Origin of the sequence: Anabaena sp. FACHB-83 (assembly GCF_014697485.1) — a bacterium.
Lineage (GTDB): Bacteria > Cyanobacteriota > Cyanobacteriia > Cyanobacteriales > Nostocaceae > Nostoc_B.
On the sequence record NZ_JACJRY010000012.1, the window covers coordinates 61,952 to 80,430 of the forward strand.

An 18,479-nucleotide genomic window follows, 5' to 3' on the forward strand; every position below is an offset into this window, starting at 1 on the left:
TTTTGATTTATATAATTCTTCTTCACTAAAAAATTCAGGGATTGCATTAGCCAAGTTGTTTAACACATCTGTAAATAATTAGGATGAAAGCACCATTACCCGATAACGAAGCACAAAGAATAGAGGCACTTTTAGAGTATAAAATCCTCAATACTCCATCAGAAGCCGCATTTGATGACTTGACTAATTTAGCTTCGTATATTTGCGGAACACCAATTGCCTTAATTAGCTTAATTGATCAAAATCGGCAGTGGTTTAAGGCAAAAGTTGGGTTGAACGAAACAGAAACACCCAGAGATATTGCATTTTGTGGGTATTCTATCTTAGGGTCTGATGTTTTTATTGTCCCTGATGCCACAGCTGACGAACGTTTTGCGAAAAACCCCTTGGTTACTTCTAATCCCCACATTCGATTTTATGCTGGTGTGCCATTGATTAACCCTGAAGGTTATGCCTTGGGTACACTTTGCGTTATTGACCGTGTGCCTCGTAATTTATCTCCACAACAAATCGAAGCATTACGCATTCTGGGGCGACAAGTCATCAAACAGATGGAATTGCAACGGAATTTAGCAAATTTAGCCAGCATAACGAATGAACGTAAACACAAACAAAAGGTACATAGAGATTTTTTTAAAAGAGTTACTGGCGGTTTTGGGTTAGCTTCGATAATTTTAGTTTTAATCGGCTTAATTTCTTATAAAAATACCAAAATATTTATTAATATCAACCATCAAATTCAAAAAACTCAAAAGCAAATTTCCCGTTTAGAAACACTGCTGTCTGATGTTAAAGATGCCGAAGCTCGGCAAATAAATTATATACTTACAGGAGATCAGGCTGATTTTGACACATATCAAATAGCACTAAAAAATATTAATGGACAAATCAGAAATCTGCAAAAACACACAACAGATAAGCCGCGTCAAAAACAGCAATTAATCGTCATAGAAAGCCTAATAAATAATAAAATAAATATCCTCGAAAAAACTATTAATTTGCGTCAAGATAAAGGCTTTAATGTAGCATTGCAGGCTATATTGGCAGATAAAAAAAACAATTTAATGGCTGATATTCGCCAAGCTATTGATGCCATAGAAAATGAACAAAAGCAGTTATTAAAAGAGCAGTCACAAACAGACAGAGTTAGCACGCGCTACACAATTTTAATTCTGGCTTTTGCTATTTGTCTGAGCTTTGTGATTTTAGCTGTGGTTTACTACCTGATTTATTGTGAATTTACAGCCCGAAAGTTAACAGAAGATACACTCAACGAAGAACGCAACTTTATCTCCGCAGTTTTAGATACAGCTAGTGCATTGGTGATTGTACTTGATGCCAAAGGGCAAATTGTTCGCTTTAACCATGCTTGTGAGCAAATTACAGGTTACTCATTTGATGAAGTCAGGGGAAGATATTTCTGGAATTTATTTTTATTACCTGAAGAAATCGAGCCAGTCAAAGTTGCGTTTGCTCAGTTGCAATCAAGTGAGCATCAAGGCTATCAAAATTACGAAAGCTGTTGGGTAACAAAAGATGGTAGCCGACGACTAATTGCTTGGTCAAATGCGATTTTGCAAAACTACGAAGGCGCAGTGGAATATGTCATCAGTACAGGGATTGATATTACTGATAGCAAACGCGCCCAAAAGCAACTAAAGACACAATATGCAATTACCCGTGTCTTAGCAGAATCTACCACGATCGCCGAAACCATTCCCCAGATTTTGCAAGCTATTGGTGAAAACTTGGAATGGGATGTCAGCGAAATTTGGATAGTTGACCAACAAACAAATGTACTCAGATGTTCTGACTCTTGGCATCGGGATTCTTTAGAAATACAAGAGTTTACCACTGTGAGTCAGGAAATTTCATTTGCACCAGGAATCGGATTACCTGGTTGCGCTTGGGCTAATTGTGAACTGGTGTGGTTTACTGATGTTGCCAATAACCACAGGTTTTTGCGCCATCAACTAGCGAACCAAATGGGATTGCATGGCGCTTTTGGTTTCCCCATTCGCAGCGAACATAAAATCTTTGGGGTAATTACTTGTTTCAGCCAGCAAATTCAACAATATGACCAAGAGTTAGGTAAAATTCTCAATTCGATTGGGGAACAAGTCGGGCAGTTTATTCAACGCAAAAAAGCGGAAGAAGAACTACAACGACAAAACTTGCGATCGCAATTATTGACAGAAATCACCCTCAAAATTCGTCAATCTTTAGAAATAGCAGAGATTATGGAAATCACTGCCAAAGAAGTCCAAAAAATTCTGCAAACTGACCGGGTATTAATTTCACAAATATCTAGTCATGGCTCAGATAATATGCTAGTTGAGGCTGTAGTTTCTGACTGGCCATCAATCAAACAACAAAATATTGCCGACTCTTACTTACAAACAGAATATCAACAACAATACTATTTACAACAATACCGCCAAAAGCAAATCGCCATCAATAGCGAGTTAGATTTACTAAGTATTCAACAAAGTCATCTAGAATTATTGCAAAAGCTTGGGGTCAAAGCCAATTTAGTCATTCCAATTCTGGTTAAAGAGGAACTCTGCGGTTTATTAATTGTTCATCAATGTGCTTCGCCTCACCAATGGTCAAGTTTTGAAACTCATCTTTTGCGGCAAATTGCTGATCAAGTCGGGATTGCTATTGCCCAAGCTCAATTGCTCAAAGTAGAAACCCAACAACGAGAAGAATTAGAAGTAGCTCGTCGTCAAGCAGAATTAGCTTCTCAAGCCAAAAGTGCATTTTTAGCGAATATGAGTCATGAAATTCGCACACCGATGAATGCTGTTTTGGGTATGACTAGTTTAATGTTAGAAACTCCCCTCAATCAAGAACAGCGAGATTTTATCGAAACCATTCGGATTAGTGGTGATGCACTGTTAAGTCTGATTAACGAGATTTTGGATTTATCAAAACTTGAGGCTGGAGAAATGACTTTAGAAACCCTCAATTTTGATTTAGCCAATTGTGTAGAAGAAGTCTTAGATTTATTAGCCCCCCAAGCGCATCAAAAAAACTTAGAAATTGCTGCGTTAATTTATCGCAATGTGCCGACACAACTCCAAGGTGATGCTAGTCGTCTGCGACAAATTTTGATGAACTTGATTAGTAATGCCATCAAATTTACTAGTGTGGGAGAAGTACTAATTAAAGCCGAATTGCGTTGGGAAAATACCACAACAGCTAATATTCGTTTTGCGGTGATCGATACTGGTTTGGGAATTACCACAGAAAACCAAAATCAATTATTTACTCCATTTACCCAAGTGCATACTGCTAATAAATACAAGTATGGTGGTACTGGTTTAGGATTGGCAATTTGCAAGCAACTTGTAACTTTAATGGGAGGGGAAATTGGTGTAGACAGCCAGTTAGGTAAAGGTTCGGAATTTTGGTTTGAGATTCCTTTTACCAAGCAACTGCAACCAGTCACCATGATGGACGATCGCGGAATTTTGCGCGATCGCCGGATGCTTTTAGTAGATGACAACACAACTAATCACAAAATTATCGATTATCAAGCCACTCGTTGGGGAATGCAGGTGGACAAAGCTGATAGTGCGGAGGCTGTTATCCGGGCGATAGAAGCGGCTGACAAGCAAAGAAAACCCTATGATGTGGTTTTAATTGATATGCTGTCCCCAATCAATGGGATGGCTGTAGCAGGAATGATTAAGGCTCAATCTGCAATGGCGGAGATCCCTCTGATTATGCTGACATCTACCAATCAACGGGATGAAATGCAGCGATCGCTAGAAATGGGATTTGCAGCCTATTTAGTCAAACCTGTGAAGCCATCTCGGCTCCTTGATACTCTCATTACTATTTTAGGTTTCCACTCCCCACCACAGCATCTACCAAATAATCAGGAGTTAGAAATGAACAATTTACAAAATAGTCACCCTCGTCTGGCTACTGGCTCCTCTAAATTAAGAATTCTCGTGGCTGAGGATAATTTAGTCAATCAAAAAGTTGCGCTCAAACAACTAAAAAGCTTGGGTTACAATGCCGATGTTGCTGCCAACGGTCAAGAAGTTTTACAACTATTAGAAAAAATTCCTTACGATGTAATTTTTATGGATTGCCAAATGCCCGTTTTAGATGGGTTGGAAACGACCAAAGAAATTCATCGTTGGTATGAAGGTGATTTTGCTCACCGTCGTCGTCCAGTGATTATTGCGATGACGGCCAATGCTATGAAAGAAGATAAACAATTATGTCTTGATGCAGGTATGGATGATTATTTAAGCAAGCCTGTAATTAGAGAAAATTTAGCCGCAGTCTTAGAACATTGGAGTCAGTTTTTAATTGCTACTGAACATCCAGTTGCTATTAATGATGAGGATAGTAATACATTCTTTATTGATTGGGAACATTTACATCAGTTATCCGAAAATGATGCCGAATTTGAATTGCAATTATTAGAAATTTTTGTTGAAGATATGCAGTCTCGTTTAGAGTCAATCAAAGCTGCGATCGCTAACAGTGACTTTCAGCAAATGGCACAACAAACCCATCAAATTAAAGGTACTACTAACAACATTGGTGCTAAATCTATGTATTTAGCGGCGGAAAAGTTAGAACAACTCGCTCTTTATCAAGAACGTCGCGGCAGTACAGAACTAATTGCAGAACTAGAAGATTTTGTCAATCGAGTGAAAGCATTTTTAACACAATCCTGTAATTAAAAAAGTAGAGGGTAGTTAACCCTTGTATTAACAACTACCAGTGATGCCATTTTTTGTGCGATCGCTCAACTTTGCTGTCTACTGAAAATACTCTGAACACAAGTATAAACTTTTATATCATTACCCTTGTCGTTTTAAAAATTCTTGCTTGATAATAGCCCCGTACAAACCACCCAATTGGATAGAGTTTGTATAGAAGCGATAGCTGTAATGTCTGTCCTTGTTTAGATTTTCTTTATCTTGGAGATGAAAACAATGAAATCAGTTCTGAAACTATGTATTGCCGTCCTGTTCACATTTGTTGTGTCTTTTATGACCACAAATTCTGCCTTGGCTTTGGGTCAGTTTAGCTTGACTTGTCGTAACACTAGTATTCAAGGTTCTGTTCTAACATCTACTTGCGAAAGAGCGAGTGGTGGCGTTTACAAAACTAGTTCTATTAATTTGAACCCAGAAGTTGAAAATGTTAATGGTAGTCTGAAGTGGCAACCCGGTAACTTTATTGAGACTTGCAGAGGAACCCAACTAGTTGGTTCACGTCTAAGTGCTCAATGTAAAACCCGCGCTCAACAGTGGGTTTCCACCACAATAAACCTTGACGACCACATTGCCAATATTGATGGCACTCTAAAGTATGAGTAACATCTAGAAACATCAATCTCATGGAATGAGGACGGGAAACGGGGAACAGATTGGTTTGGTTCTCATTTAGAACTATATTGTTAGCTCTCTTCTATTCCTTGTTTCCTGTCCCAAAATCACCATCTTTGTATTACTAGAGAAGTCAGGACTGCCGTATAGTAGTCCTGACTTCCCTTGTCTACTTACATCTTGCAGCAGTTGGGGACTTGCAATTAAGGTAATACCAAATTAAAAAATGATTGCGACAGATTGATGGCTCAAAAGCTTACCGATCAACCCTTACCCAATCCAAAATCTAAAATCCAAAATGGTATAAGGTGGGCAATGCTAAAAATTTACTGTGAGCATTGCCCACCCTACAGTTATTGAGAATGCTGCAAGATATGAATCTATCTTGTCTATCTTCCTTGTCTCCCTTGTCTACCTTGTCCCCCCTGTCTCTATATGTTCACATATCAATTCAATGCCAAATTAATAGCCTCTTCCTGACCAACTAAAGATAAGTAAGGGGTTTGCAAATACCGACTAGCAGCAGCTTGAGCATCTGCAACAGTCACGTCCGCAATTAGCTGTTGAAATTGGCTATCAAAATTAATTCCTAAACCTAAAATTTCATACCAGCCGTAAATCTGGGCAATTTGTCCGTTAGTTTGTTTACCTAAAGCATACTGTCCAAGAATTTTGTTTTTCGCAGCTTGAAAGGCGTTGGTAGAAACTTCCGTCGCCGACAGTAAATCTACCTCTGTCCGCAGTCCGTCAATGGCAATGGTAGTATTTTCTGGGGCTGTACCCATATAAACAACAAACGCACCAGGATACAAGCGTGTGGGATAAAAAGCCGAGACTTCGTAAGCCAGACCGCGTTTTTCGCGTAATTCCACAAATAAACGACTAGATAAGCCATTGCCCAAGTAGGTAGACAGCAGTTTCAGTGGGGCGTAATCTGGAGAATTGACGGCTGTCCCTAAATAACCCAACATCACAATAGATTGTTGTGTTTGTAGCGGCTTGATTAGACTTTGGGGATTCACGGGAATTTCGGGCAGATGCAATGCTGGTAACGGTTGTGGGGGTATTTGCCAATCACCAAACACTTGCTCTACTAAGGCGACAGCTTCTGTTAAGGTAATTCTGCCAGCAATACTCACAACTAAATTATCGGGACGAAAATAAGTTTGGTGATACTGCACCAAGTCTTGGCGAGTAATGCGGCTCATGGTAGTTTCATCACCTAGCAGCGACATCGCATAGGGATGATTTTGGTATATTGCTTGCCGCATTTGCTCAAAAGCCAAAGTAAAAGGCTGTTCTTTTTGGGAGCGAATATCTTGTAAGGCTAACCGCCGTTCTAATTCTACTTGTTCATCGGGGAAGGTGGGCGATCGCAAAATTTTTCCCGTCAATGCCAATATCTCTGGAAAATCTGAGGTGACAGTCTTTAAAGACAATAAAAAATAATCTGTAGAGGTATCTGCACTCAAACTAGCCCCTACAGATTCTACTTGTTCGGCAATTTCTAAGCTCGAAAGCCCTTCACAGCCTTTAGTCATCACCGCCGAAAGCAAATGTGCTAACCCGGCTTGTTCTCGTTGTTCGTAACAACTACCAGCCCGGAGAAAAATTCGCCCAGCAATAATATCCGCCGCCGGATTTTCTGCCACTAACACAACAATGCCATTGTTGAGTACGGTGCGATGAATCAAGGAATGAGACAGGGAAGGTTTTACAGTTGGAGTCATTTTTTAATAGTCAATGGTCAATGGTCAATAGTCAATGGTCATTTTGTATGCTTCCGCCTTCCTGCTCCCTTGCCTTTTCTAGAAAAACATCTGGACTAACATGGTTTCAGGATAGTAACTGCATAATTCTGCGGTGAAAGATACTGTTTAGCTAATTGTTGCAGTTCTTGGGTAGTAAATGACTGAATTTGCTCTGGATAAGTTGTGGCTACTTCCGCTTGAGCAATAGTGTTGTAGTAACCATACAGCCCTGTTAATTGGTTGGGCGTTTCCGTCGAAAAAGCATACTCATTACATAACAACCTACGCATTCTCGCTAATTCTTGTTCCCTAATTCCGTCAGTTTGCAAATCATGTAAATGACTGCGAATTAAGTACTCTACTTTCTCGATGTTTTCTGGTTCTAGCCAAGCAGTGATAGTAAATAAACTCGATTCTTTTTGTAGAGAAAAATTACTACAAATTCCATACACTAATTGCTGTTCTTCCCGCAAGTCACGCACTAAGCGCGAAGTCCGCCCCTCTGTTAAGAATACAGATAACACATCTAAGCCATAAGCCGTGCGGAGTTGGTCAACTCCCGGTGCAATCCAAGCCATGAGTAACCGCCCTTGCTCTAGCCTGGGTAAACACAGTTCTTGACGCTGTATACCTTGAATTAACGGTTTTTGGGCTGTAATAGATGGTGGACAATCAACAGGTGGAGCAAAATTAGCAAATGATTGATTCACTAATTCCCAGGCTTTGGCTTTTTCAATTCCGCCCACAATTACCACAGTCATATTTTCTGGCTGATAGTGAGCGCGATGAAAACAGCGCATGTCATCGGCTGAGTGCTGCATCAGTTCCTGCTCTGTACCCAGCACCGAACGTCCATAAGGATGCTGCGGATACACATTTTTGATCAAAGACTGAAATCCCAACCATTCAGGATCATCATAACAAGAGCGAATTTCTTCTAGTACTACATCTCGTTCGCGCAGAAATTCATCGTCAGGAATAGCCGCATTGACTAGTATTTCTGCCAGATAAGGCAAGGTATCTTCTAAATAAGGTGCAGCAGTTGTCACGCAGTAATGAGCGTAGTCGTGGCTGGTGGCTGCATTACTCACGCCACCACGGTTTTCAATTTTATAATCAAAAGCTCCAGGGGCAATTGTGGCTGTCCCTTTAAAAATCATGTGTTCTAAAAAATGAGCCATCCCAAACCACTGTTCTGGCTCTCTGGCTGCTCCAGCACGCACCCATACATCCGCCACAACCACGGGAGTAGTCGGAATCTCTTGATGAATCAATGTTAGACCATTATCAAGTTTTAAAATCGAGGCTGGGAAAACAGGATGAATTAATTGTTGTGACAATTTTTTGTAGATTAACCACAATTTAACGTAATCTGGTCATCTTAACTCTTAACTAAATCTAAATTAGAATCATTTGATACAGATTGATTAATATTTATAATGTAAAATTTTTAGCCAAAATTAGACAAAATACTTCATTTCTGTATATATTTCCGCCTTTAGCTTTGATCCATAACCGCTAACCCAGTTTATTTCACTGAAGATTGAGTTCTTGAAATGGTGCTGAGGTTTCTTGTAGTTGTAAATTTTCGGTGTTAAGCGGCTGGCCATTGACTTCTATTTTGTAGTTACCTTGCTGTAAACCTTGCAAATAATAGACTCCTGCGCCATTGGTAACGGAGAATCGCTTTTGTCCCGAATTTAGTTCTATGGCTTCGACTTTGGCACCGGGAATTGGTTTACCGCGAGAATCAGTAACCACGCCTGAGCGAGTAAAAGAACGAATCATGGGTAGCATAACAGGTGTGTAACTGCCAGCAACTACATCCACGGCTAAAGCTTCAATGGCTGTTTGCCAGTTGGCTGGAAAGCCAGCCGGATCGAGGTCAAGGCGATATTTGCCGGGAGATAAATAAATCAAAGCGCCATCATTTTGAATTGTGGGTGCAAAAGACTGTAAAGGTTGATTGTTAATGGTAAATAGTAAGTTTGGCTGATCCAAATATATAGGTTCATTGGGATCGCGTTTACCGTTACCGTTGCGGTCGAAAAATGGCTGAATCCAAATTCCGCCTTGAGTACGTAAGTTGTTCGCTTGGCGAGAGGGGTGAGGCTTGATACCTCTTTGCAAGTCGAGACTAGATACCAACTCTAAGCCAAAACTTGGTTCATTGGATGTGGTGGAAATGCCTTGATAACGTCCCCGGAGTAATAAGCCAGGGAGAATATTAGTGCCTAAAGTTGCAATAATCCCAGAACCGAGGGAACCAATACCATAAGCTAGTTGTGCTTCCCAAAAATAGTTACCATTCAAAGAGCGTTGTGGGGAACGATAGCGCCATCCCAAGGTAGCGAGGCGATCGCTTTGAGTAAAAATATTACTAGTTTCATAACCCAAAAATAAGGCGTTGCCTTGGTGAGTAAATTTCTTGGGAGAAAGATAGTAAGCTAATTCCGATGCTGAAGCAATTTCGTTACCATTGCTGTTTAACTCTAGTTGTCCCCAACGATGCAATAAATTCCAGCGTACATGACTTTGGGTATTGAAAGTCATCCGCGCAAAGGTAAAAGAATTTTTGCGGTTATGAGCAATTTGCACACCGCCAAATCCGCCTTCTTTGCTATCGACACCACCAAGTAAAGTCAACCAAGGAGACATTCGCCAATCAAAATCAAATCGGCTTTTATAGCGATCGCTCGTAAATCGCGTATTAATCTGAGGTGAGATATCAAATGTGACATTAGTATTAATATCCCAGCGATCGCCACTCAAAGCCGATAAAGCCACTTTTAACGGCAGATTTTGGGGTTGATAAAATATTTCTGCCAAACCGCGAAATGATTGATCGTAAACACCACCCAAACCTACTGTTAAATCAGGAGATAAACCCCAGCGTTGGGCCACACCACCACGAAAATCAGCAAACTCCCCAATTACAGAATTAGCCTCCGCAAATTGTCTGCGGAAACCACCAGAAACTACCAACGCACTTGCGCCGGCGGGGAGTTGTCCGGGTAAGGTAGAAAATGTCACATTTCTAATTTCTGGTGTTTCTGTTAATCTTCCTTGGGGATAAAGCAACAGTTGATAAGTTGCCCCTAAAAATCGCGTATCAACTTTGACATCATTAAAGCGATAAATTTCCGAAGAATCTACCAAAACTTCGGCAATAATGCGATCGCCTAAACCTTGAGTTAGTCTCACTAAAGTTCCTGGTGCGGCTTTTCCCGTAATTACCCGCCCAATTTGATCAGACTGCATTCTTTGATTGGGCGATAAACCACCACCAACAGTTTTGGGCGGTTGAAATCCCCAGCGTTGAATTGTGGTCAACCCCCAATAATCACCAGTACCTTGGCTCAACCAAAAAGGAGCCTGTGAACCAATCACATAATCAGCTTGATTTGTTTGTCGGAGAAATTGTGCTTCTGCAACTTGCCAAGCTGTGGGATTTTGAAACTGAGGTTGATTAACACGTACGAACCAACTACCACCCAAAGCTGTACCCACTGCGGCGAAGTCTCCTTGATAATTAGACGCACCACTAGCTGAACCACTAACGTTCAATTTTTGCTCAACGGCGGTCAAAGTCAAGCCAGGAGCCGGAACTTCTGGTAATCCAGCTAATTCTACAATGGGTTCTGGTGGTGCAATTACCTGGGTGGCTTTGAGCAACCAAGGGCGTTCTAAGCGCACAGCATAATCACTAATATCAAATTTGGCTGTGACTCCTAACAAAGTTTGCAACTGAGCGACAGAAAACACCAATCCCAATTGCGGATCATTTGTGAGTTTTTGCGGATTAATTCGAGTCACCAAACCAGGAGCGCGAATTTCTAATTGACCATCAGCTAAAGTTGTGACATTGAGTTGCAAAGCCCTAACTACAGCCTCATAAGGTATCAACCATTGCTCAAAATTAATTGCTTGCATACCATCTTCTCGACCACGCATTAACACACTTTTAATGCTGGGACGTTGGTCTACATCTAACCCCACGGGAAAAACCCGTAACTCTTCTGAGATTGGCACTTTAATCGATGGTGGTTCGCTTCTCGCTTTTGTTTTCTCTTCTGGGGAAGTCTGCAATGAAGAGTCTGATAATTTAACTGTATGAGATAAAGCAGCTTCAGGAGCAAAGCTTTCTGGCGGTGCAATGACTGGCGCAAACTGTATTTCTGAGTCATCTGATAATTTAACTGGATGAGATAAAGAAGCTTCGGGAGCAAAGCTTTCGGGCGGTGCGACGACTGGCGCAAACTGCTGTATTTCTGATTCACGAGTCTGCGAAGCGGAGGATTTGATAGTTGCTGTGGGAGTTAAAGTTTTGTCGATGGGAGAGTATTGAGGCGGTAAATTTTCGGGTGCGCTAGGTTTAATAACTACTGGAGTGGAACTTGCTGAAGACAATGATGCAGCAGTTTGTGGTTGAGCGATCGCATTTACAGATGGTAAATAATTAGTATCTGGGGAAAGTTCAGTATTAGATATTAAGTAAGACACAGTATTTTAAAAGAGTTACAAATTAAATTAATTTTTTATAGGATTGATTATCTAAGCTTGAGCAAGTCTGAATGCTTACCAAAATTAGTAGAACTCTTGCACGAATGTTATGAAACACGAATTTTAAGTCTCACGCAAAGGCGCAAAGGCGCAAAGAGTTACAGATCATTCGCTTGTTTAGTAGGCATAATCTGATTTATGCAAGAGGTCTAGTAATAATTATCAGAATTTTGTAGCGTCAAATCTGCATAATTATTACAACTATCAAAACTATAGCGGTAGTCAGAAATGTTAGGAAAATTTCAAAGCTTGAATGCCAGGAATAGTAAGACTTTGCCTCCTGCCTTCTGCTATATTTATATCTTTGTACCTTCGTGAATTAATAACTCCAAATACACAAAGGTACAAAGTAGAAAGAATGCTGAATCTATCAGGAAATAGTCTGACCTGATTAACGAAGAGCAGATGCCGCAGTTTGAGGTATAGTCAAATTGACATTGAAAGGAACCGTTTTTTCTGCCAAGCCTTCACTCCACAATAGCTCACCACTGAGTTCATATTGACCAGGCGTAATTTCTGGCTGATTTTGAGCTACAAGGTTGAGGAAAAAATTGCGATCGCTTTGAGCCACAATAGCTGTTGGTGGTAATTGTCCACTTCTGATCACTTTTCCTGCTCTTTTTAAATTCCATATAGCTGTGGGTAAAACCGAAGCCGTACCTGTATTTTTAACCAACAGTTGAATTTTCTTTGCAGAAGCATTTAATTGGGCGCTATCTACTATTAAATTAGGTGATACATTCCCTTTACGAACATAGAAAGTAGAACCAACTTTACCAATGATACTAATGGCATTGCCATTAACATCTTCTGCACGAATTTCTTTGAGATTTTCAGTAAAAATCACCACTCGATATTCACCATCTGGTAAGTTAGGTGGCAGTTGACTTAATAACCGAATGCGTCGAGTCGCACCAGCCGGAATTGTCAGTTCCCCTGGTGAAAATTGTAAGTAAGGGGAAAGGTCTGTTGGGCTAGATTTCAAAGATTGAAATCCTGTATCTCGATGATATGTAAAAGGCTGAACATATACACGAGCGCGGAAGGGTTCATTAGTCATATTTTTGACATTAATTACACCTTCTGCTTGTCCTTGGTGCGCCTTAGCCGTAATTACCATCGGAGAAATTTGGACTTGTGCTTGTGCCGTCTTAGGGTTAAAAAATCCTGCTGATAATGCCAAACCACTCAGAGAAGTAGCGGCAATAATCATACTATGTTGCTGCTGGAAATTCTTGAGTAAGACTCCCAATTTTGTTATAGTCAAATTACTAATCATGATGTTTTTCTCTAAATCTCTTGAGTAATATAAGGTAGATATAACTTGAGTTGAGTAAACAAGATTTATGGGATTACCTTTAAACCAGAACTCAAGTTATAACAAACAAGCTAATATCTTTAAGGTGTGACTGTTAAATTAACAGTAAAGCCGTATGTTCCTGCTGTTAAAGCACTACTATTCACCACAAGCATGTGTACATCTAAAGGAATAGTTGTACCAGGAAGCACCGTTTGAGGCGCACCAGCCACTCCAGCAGTAAAAGTGGCAGCAATTGTTCCTCCAGCAGCAGTTGCAGTGTATACAGGAGAAGCGAGAGTCGGCCCGGCTGTTTGGGTAACACCTGTAATATTGAGACTCCCAGTACTGCCTGTACATGATACCTGTGCAGTTCCTTTGGTTCCTCCATCTGCTAACGCACTACTCAAAGTAGTAGCTGTGGGGTTGCCTAAAGTACCATTACCAGGTGTACCCGGAAAAGAACAAGCCGCAACAACTGAACCACCAAACGGCACATTTTCCGTATCAGCTGCAAATGTTTTAGATGTAACAGCAAAACTTCCTAAAATCAAAGCTGAAGCGATAAAAAGACGACGAATCATTGCTGGTTCCTCAATTAATTGTGTTAACTGAAGTTGGCGATGAATATTCAACAGCAATATCTAATTGTGGTTAACTTAGTCCTGCATAGATGTTTGTTGGTCTAACGCAAAGATGCCAAGAGTCATAAGGAAAGAACAACTACTGCAAGCAATCTCAAGTTTAAGGTTATGAAAAGGTAGATTCCCTGATAAGAAATTTCTGTTGATACCCTTCTTTGCCTTAACTTCATAAATCTTATTGTGCTGTGTATCTCAGCATTTATCCACCGTACTTATGCTTAATTTTACGAATTTAGCTTTGAGTAAAAACTCGGATTTAAAATTATACTAGCAATAAAAATAATAATATAGAAAACTAAGCACTTTCCCCTTTAAAAACAGGGAAAAGTGCCTTAAGTTAGATCAGGTATCTGTGGTAAATACTTTTTAAACTTGTATAAGTATTTACATTATGGATGCTTGGCTAAGTTTAGCAATCTCAATAATTGCCAGACTAGACTGCAACAGGTGTCGCAAATCTAGCATAACGCTCTATGTAAAATTCCTTGGAATTAGCGATCGCTTTGACAGAATCTCTTTCTTTGAGAGCATGTTTCCACTGTTTCAGACGGGTGAATTCGGCTGGTAGGGGAAAATCACGATATTTCTTGAGTGCAGCCCAACGCTCGAACCAAGGGAAGAAGGTAAAATCTACCAAACTAATAGATTCACCAAACCAATAGGGGCCATCTTTCGACAACTTCCCAAATGCTTCGTTTTCGATGAATTCTAAATGTTTGTAGAGTTCTTTTTTCGCTTCTTCTTGTTTTTGGATATCTGGACTCCTCAACAGGCTAGAAAAAGCGGGAACGAATCTAGTGTTAGCAAAATCAATCCAGATGCGAGCTTGGGCTTTACCTATGGCATTGTTGGGTAACAATGACGGATTAGGAAATACTTCATCCAGATATTCATTAATAACAGCAGATTCCCAAACGCGGCGATCGCCATGCACCAAAGCTGGTACTTTGCCATAAGGGGAAATATCTGTAAATCCTTCTGGCTTATTCTGCAAGTCAATTTCAATCAAATCAAAGTCGATTCCCTTTTCTTGCAATACCAAGCGAGAACGGTGAGCAAAAGGACAAACGACGGCGCTATATATTTTAACTTCAGCCATGTTTACGTTCCTTTGTGAATCGGAATTTGTAGTCGGTTTTGGGACAGTTTCATCCCAAATCTGTTAGTCAGGCAGAGACAGAAAAACTTTCTTACCTCCTGCCCTTCGGGTGAAGCTCCTGCGTCGCTAACGCTGCGCTAACGCCACTTGACGACAGTTGCCTCAAGTCGGGAGACCCGCCCACGGCACTGTCTCCTTTATGCCGGGAAACCCATCCACCGCAGTCGGTTGGTGAGCGACTTGCCTTGAGCGCAGTCGAAAGGAGTCGAACCACTGCCTTCTTTACAGCCAAGGCACTTCTTCAGGTGCGTAACGGAAGGCGCGAAAGACTGAATTCTGTTCCCCACGAGCTACCAACGACTTCTCCCCAGGGACATTACGAGCAGCAAAATGGGGGTTGACGTATTCCCAAACTAGTTCTCCTTCTCCAGTCACCTCAAAGATGCGTCCATAAGCACCTTCGGTAATCAAAGTATTACCATTCGCAAGGCGTTGCGCTCCTGATATATAGGAACTGAAGAAGTTGTGTGGTGGACTATCGGTATACTCCCAAACAATTTCTTGAGTTTGGCGGTTAACTTCAATCACACGAGAAAAATTCAACGCTGTGTGACGACGATGTGCGCCATTATCAAAAATCAAGATATTGCCGTTAGGTAATTCGTTAGGAAAATGCTGCTGTGCCAGTACATCATCACCCAAAGTCCAGATGATATTTCCGGTTTGGCGATCGATAATAGCAACGGTAGAAATATTCCGGAAACTCACAATAATATTCCCGTCAGCCAGTTCCCCCACAGTATTACCGTGAGTCCATTCATGTCGTTGGTCTTGGGGAGTAATGACAAATTTCTCTGGGTCGAGGTGTTCGTAGGCGTGCCAAGTCCAGACAATTTCGCCTGTGGGTGTGACTTCGTAAAGTACATCAGCATAGATATCACCATCGGCTTCTGTGCCAGCGATACCGCCTTTGATGCGAGGAACCAGAGATTGAGGTATCTTTTCAATGGCTAATAAAATTACATTGCCATTGCGGAGTTTTCGCCCATCATGATGATGATCTGGATGCTGATATTCCCAGATAATATCGCCTTTGGGGTTTACTTCTAAAACTACGCCACCTTTAAACGCCGACCACAAAGGAAAACGCGGTGGAATCTCTGGAGTCTTACCGTTATAGAACAAATTGCCATTCGGCAAAAGATAACCATATAACCCTGGCGGATAAGGCAAATTCCATTGATGTACCACTTCCCCTTGCAAGTCCAAAAGATATACTTCTCCATTACCCGTCAACGGTGTAAAGAGTGTATAACCTTTGAAAACTTTCTCAGGATTGTAAGCTTTTAAGCCAGTACCCCGACGACGGATAGTATTTTGTTCAACAAACGTTGTAGCGAGAGTCATGTTCTACCTGGGAAATCGCTAAATTTTGGAGTTCAAGTAGCAGAATGCAAAACTTTTAAGGTGCTGGGTTGGGATGTTGAAGGTTAATTTCATCCAACTCTGCCAAAATCTCTTTACTGAGAACTACATTCGCACTGTCTATGTTTTCTTTGAGTTGTTCTAGGGTTGTTGCACCAATAATTGTGCTAGTAACAAACCAACGACTCCGCACAAATGCTAAAGCTAATTGTGCAGGGCTAAGTTGATGACGTTTGGCTAGTTCTACATAAGCTGCAACTGCCGAGGTGACTTTTGGTTTGAGATAGCGTTGACCAAAGTTTTCAAATAGGGTAATTCTGGTATTTTCTGGTTTGCCATTGAGATATTTACCAGTTAAAAAACCAAAAGCTAAAGGACTATAAGCTAATAAACCAACATTTTCGTAATAAACTGTTTCAGCCAAAGCTCCATCAAATACTCTGTTGAGTAAGTTGTAAGCATTTTGAATCGAAATCACTTTTGGCAATCCTAACTGTTTAGCAGCATTACTAAACTGCACAACGCCCCAAGGAGTTTCATTACTCAACCCAAGATAACGAATTTTTCCGGCTTGAATAATATCAGCAAAAGCTTCTAGCTGTTCCACTATCGGCACAGATGGTTTTACTTGGGTGGGGTCAAAAATTGTCTGACCGAAACGTGGCACATATCGGTCGGGCCAGTGAATTTGATAAAGGTCAATATAGTCTGTTTGTAATCTTTTCAGGCTATCATCTACAGCTTGTTTAATATTATCGCGCTCAATGGCATCTGCCCCGCCACGTAACCATTTAAAACCACGTCCAGGGCCAGCAATTTTAGTTGCAACGATAACTTTATCTCGCTGCTGGTCTTTCAACCATTCGCCAATGTATGTTTCTGTCAAACCATAAGTAGCCTCTTGCGGTGGTACTGGGTACATTTCCGCCGCATCAATGAAATTAACACCATTAGCAATAGCATATTCTAGCTGTTGATGGGCTTCTGCAATGCTATTTTGCCGCCCATAAGTCATCGTACCAAGGCAAATCTCTGAAACTTTGAGGTCACTTTCACCTAGTTGGTTATAACGCATATTTTTGTGTGATTGAGTAATCAAATAATTGGCTTTAGTCAAAATATCGACTTTATAATTTAATGATTATCCGATGAATCCTGTCAACTATATTTGTATTCTTATCTAATGACCAAACTCTGAATAAATATGATATTTTCACAATTTTTTAACCATATAATTTACAGAATATATCTCATAAATATCAGGCTAAAAATATTTTTTCTAACAAAAATAGTGGCTTTGATCAAGCCTATTTTTGCTATTCATTTTATGAGCATCTGCATTCCACAAAGTTTATAGAGACCTTGTAAACAAAGTTCCTACAACAACTAATAAATTACATTTTTATCCAGTAACAGTATGAGACCTTTTAAATAAAGTACTATAAATCTGTCCAGTTACCGTAGATTGTACCAGAAAGTTATCAAGATTTCTCAGTTACAAAAGTTTATATCCCAAGTCTTACGCACAAAGGCTGTCTATGGAGACTGGGTTGAGAGGTGCAAGGGTATGATGTGTAAGGGTTTTAGCTAAATAACACAACCTTTAATGGGAATGATAAGCTGTTAATGATGGCTCAAGACAGCAAAAATGGACAAAGCAGTTACCCTGGAAAATGCGCTTGCATTAATAAAGCAACTTTCGTTAGTAGATAAAATACGCTTGATTGAACAAATTGCACCTCAAATTGAGCAAGAGTTGGTCAAAATTCAGCCACCAAAGCGCACTTCCTTAAGAGGAATTTGGAAGGGTAGTAACATAACTGAGTCAGATATTGCTGAGGTAAGACAACAAACGTGGTCAAATTTTCCCCGTGAGGATATTTGATGAATGATTTAGTCACTGATACTCATGCTTTGATATGGTATTTAGAAGATAGTCAAAACCTCAGCAATGCTGCTAATGAGGCCTTTGAAAGATGCGATCGCGGTGAAATTTCTATTTACATTCCGACAATTTGCCTTGTAGAAATTGTTTATCTACAAGAAAAAGGGCGTATATCAGCACAAATGAAGACTCAGCTAGTGCTGCATTAATAGCTGAAAATAGTGGGTTAATTTTAGCGCATCTTACAGGTGAGGTAGTCGCAGCATTGGCAACAATATCACGAGATAGTATTCCTGATATGCCTGATAGAATAATTGCCGCTACAGCCAAGCATTTGGGTTTACCCTTAATTAGCCGAGACTCCAAAATAACTGCATCTGGAATAAATGTTATTTGGTAATTTGAAGGTTTTGATAGTTGCGGTTTAAAGTTAGTTAAATTGCGAAATATAACAT

At 40.4% G+C, this 18,479-nt stretch carries 13 protein-coding genes; 5 read left to right on the forward strand and 8 right to left on the reverse strand.

Annotated features, from left to right (window positions below):
• The first annotated feature begins 83 nt into the window (after positions 1-83).
• Both H6G79_RS16175 and H6G79_RS16180 read left to right on the forward strand, forming a co-directional pair.
• Positions 84-4,709, forward strand: a complete 4,626-nt coding sequence (locus H6G79_RS16175) for a GAF domain-containing protein (RefSeq protein ID WP_190591729.1) — start codon at positions 84-86, stop codon at positions 4,707-4,709.
• Between the two features lie 255 nt (positions 4,710-4,964).
• Positions 4,965-5,351, forward strand: coding sequence for a CVNH domain-containing protein (locus tag H6G79_RS16180; protein WP_190591728.1), 387 nt, complete (start codon positions 4,965-4,967; stop codon positions 5,349-5,351).
• Positions 5,352-5,806: 455 nt separating this feature from the next.
• On the opposite strand, the gene H6G79_RS16185 is transcribed toward H6G79_RS16180, so the two are convergent.
• The 8 genes from H6G79_RS16185 to H6G79_RS16220 all read right to left on the reverse strand — a co-directional run bounded on the left by H6G79_RS16185 (position 5,807) and on the right by H6G79_RS16220 (position 17,214).
• A complete protein-coding gene (locus H6G79_RS16185; protein WP_190591727.1) occupies positions 5,807-7,090 on the reverse strand; it encodes a pitrilysin family protein in 1,284 nt (427 codons plus the stop codon).
• A 95-nt stretch (positions 7,091-7,185) separates the two neighbouring features.
• On the reverse strand, positions 7,186-8,451 hold the full coding sequence (locus tag H6G79_RS16190; RefSeq protein ID WP_190591726.1) for a pitrilysin family protein: 1,266 nt from the start codon (positions 8,449-8,451) through the stop codon (positions 7,186-7,188).
• A gap of 193 nt (positions 8,452-8,644) precedes the next feature.
• Positions 8,645-11,614 (reverse strand): carboxypeptidase-like regulatory domain-containing protein, encoded by a 2,970-nt coding sequence (locus tag H6G79_RS16195; protein ID WP_313933921.1) that lies wholly within the window; start codon positions 11,612-11,614, stop codon positions 8,645-8,647.
• Positions 11,615-12,065: 451 nt separating this feature from the next.
• Positions 12,066-12,953, reverse strand: coding sequence for a P pilus assembly protein, chaperone PapD (locus H6G79_RS16200; RefSeq protein WP_190591725.1), 888 nt, complete (start codon positions 12,951-12,953; stop codon positions 12,066-12,068).
• Between the two features lie 119 nt (positions 12,954-13,072).
• On the reverse strand, positions 13,073-13,606 hold the full coding sequence (locus H6G79_RS16205; protein WP_242048405.1) for a hypothetical protein: 534 nt from the start codon (positions 13,604-13,606) through the stop codon (positions 13,073-13,075).
• A gap of 442 nt (positions 13,607-14,048) precedes the next feature.
• The gene (locus H6G79_RS16210; protein ID WP_190591724.1) at positions 14,049-14,714 is read right to left on the reverse strand and encodes a glutathione S-transferase family protein; all 666 of its coding nucleotides are present in this window, start codon (positions 14,712-14,714) and stop codon (positions 14,049-14,051) included.
• A 282-nt stretch (positions 14,715-14,996) separates the two neighbouring features.
• The gene (locus H6G79_RS16215; protein WP_190591723.1) at positions 14,997-16,121 is read right to left on the reverse strand and encodes an aryl-sulfate sulfotransferase; all 1,125 of its coding nucleotides are present in this window, start codon (positions 16,119-16,121) and stop codon (positions 14,997-14,999) included.
• A gap of 55 nt (positions 16,122-16,176) precedes the next feature.
• Positions 16,177-17,214: an NADP(H)-dependent aldo-keto reductase gene (locus H6G79_RS16220; RefSeq protein WP_190591776.1), complete on the reverse strand. Its 1,038-nt coding sequence runs from the start codon at positions 17,212-17,214 to the stop codon at positions 16,177-16,179.
• Positions 17,215-17,787: 573 nt separating this feature from the next.
• Between H6G79_RS16220 and H6G79_RS16225 the strand changes: the two genes are divergently transcribed.
• Genes H6G79_RS16225 through H6G79_RS37740 form a run of 3 tightly spaced genes read left to right on the forward strand, consistent with a single transcriptional unit; the run spans position 17,788 to position 18,424 of the window.
• Positions 17,788-18,024, forward strand: coding sequence for a hypothetical protein (locus H6G79_RS16225; RefSeq protein ID WP_190591722.1), 237 nt, complete (start codon positions 17,788-17,790; stop codon positions 18,022-18,024).
• Positions 18,024-18,233: a hypothetical protein gene (locus H6G79_RS36785; protein ID WP_242048406.1), complete on the forward strand. Its 210-nt coding sequence runs from the start codon at positions 18,024-18,026 to the stop codon at positions 18,231-18,233. Before H6G79_RS16225 ends, H6G79_RS36785 begins: the two co-directional genes overlap by 1 nt.
• A complete protein-coding gene (locus H6G79_RS37740) occupies positions 18,155-18,424 on the forward strand; it encodes a type II toxin-antitoxin system VapC family toxin (protein ID WP_396019806.1) in 270 nt (89 codons plus the stop codon). The genes H6G79_RS36785 and H6G79_RS37740 overlap by 79 nt, the downstream gene beginning before the upstream one ends.
• The last annotated feature ends 55 nt before the right edge of the window (positions 18,425-18,479 follow it).

Bases quoted from the DNA above. Each gene is read 5' to 3' on its own strand.
- H6G79_RS16175 (WP_190591729.1), top strand. From the start codon at position 84: ATGAAAGCACCATTACCCGATAACGAAGCACAAAGAATAGAGGCACTT.
- H6G79_RS16180 (WP_190591728.1), top strand. From the start codon at position 4,965: ATGAAATCAGTTCTGAAACTATGTATTGCCGTCCTGTTCACATTTGTT.
- H6G79_RS16185 (WP_190591727.1), bottom strand. From the start codon at position 7,090: ATGACTCCAACTGTAAAACCTTCCCTGTCTCATTCCTTGATTCATCGC.
- H6G79_RS16200 (WP_190591725.1), bottom strand. From the start codon at position 12,953: ATGATTAGTAATTTGACTATAACAAAATTGGGAGTCTTACTCAAGAAT.
- H6G79_RS16210 (WP_190591724.1), bottom strand. From the start codon at position 14,714: ATGGCTGAAGTTAAAATATATAGCGCCGTCGTTTGTCCTTTTGCTCAC.
- H6G79_RS16215 (WP_190591723.1), bottom strand. From the start codon at position 16,121: ATGACTCTCGCTACAACGTTTGTTGAACAAAATACTATCCGTCGTCGG.
- H6G79_RS16220 (WP_190591776.1), bottom strand. From the start codon at position 17,214: ATGCGTTATAACCAACTAGGTGAAAGTGACCTCAAAGTTTCAGAGATT.
- H6G79_RS16225 (WP_190591722.1), top strand. From the start codon at position 17,788: ATGGACAAAGCAGTTACCCTGGAAAATGCGCTTGCATTAATAAAGCAA.
- H6G79_RS36785 (WP_242048406.1), top strand. From the start codon at position 18,024: ATGAATGATTTAGTCACTGATACTCATGCTTTGATATGGTATTTAGAA.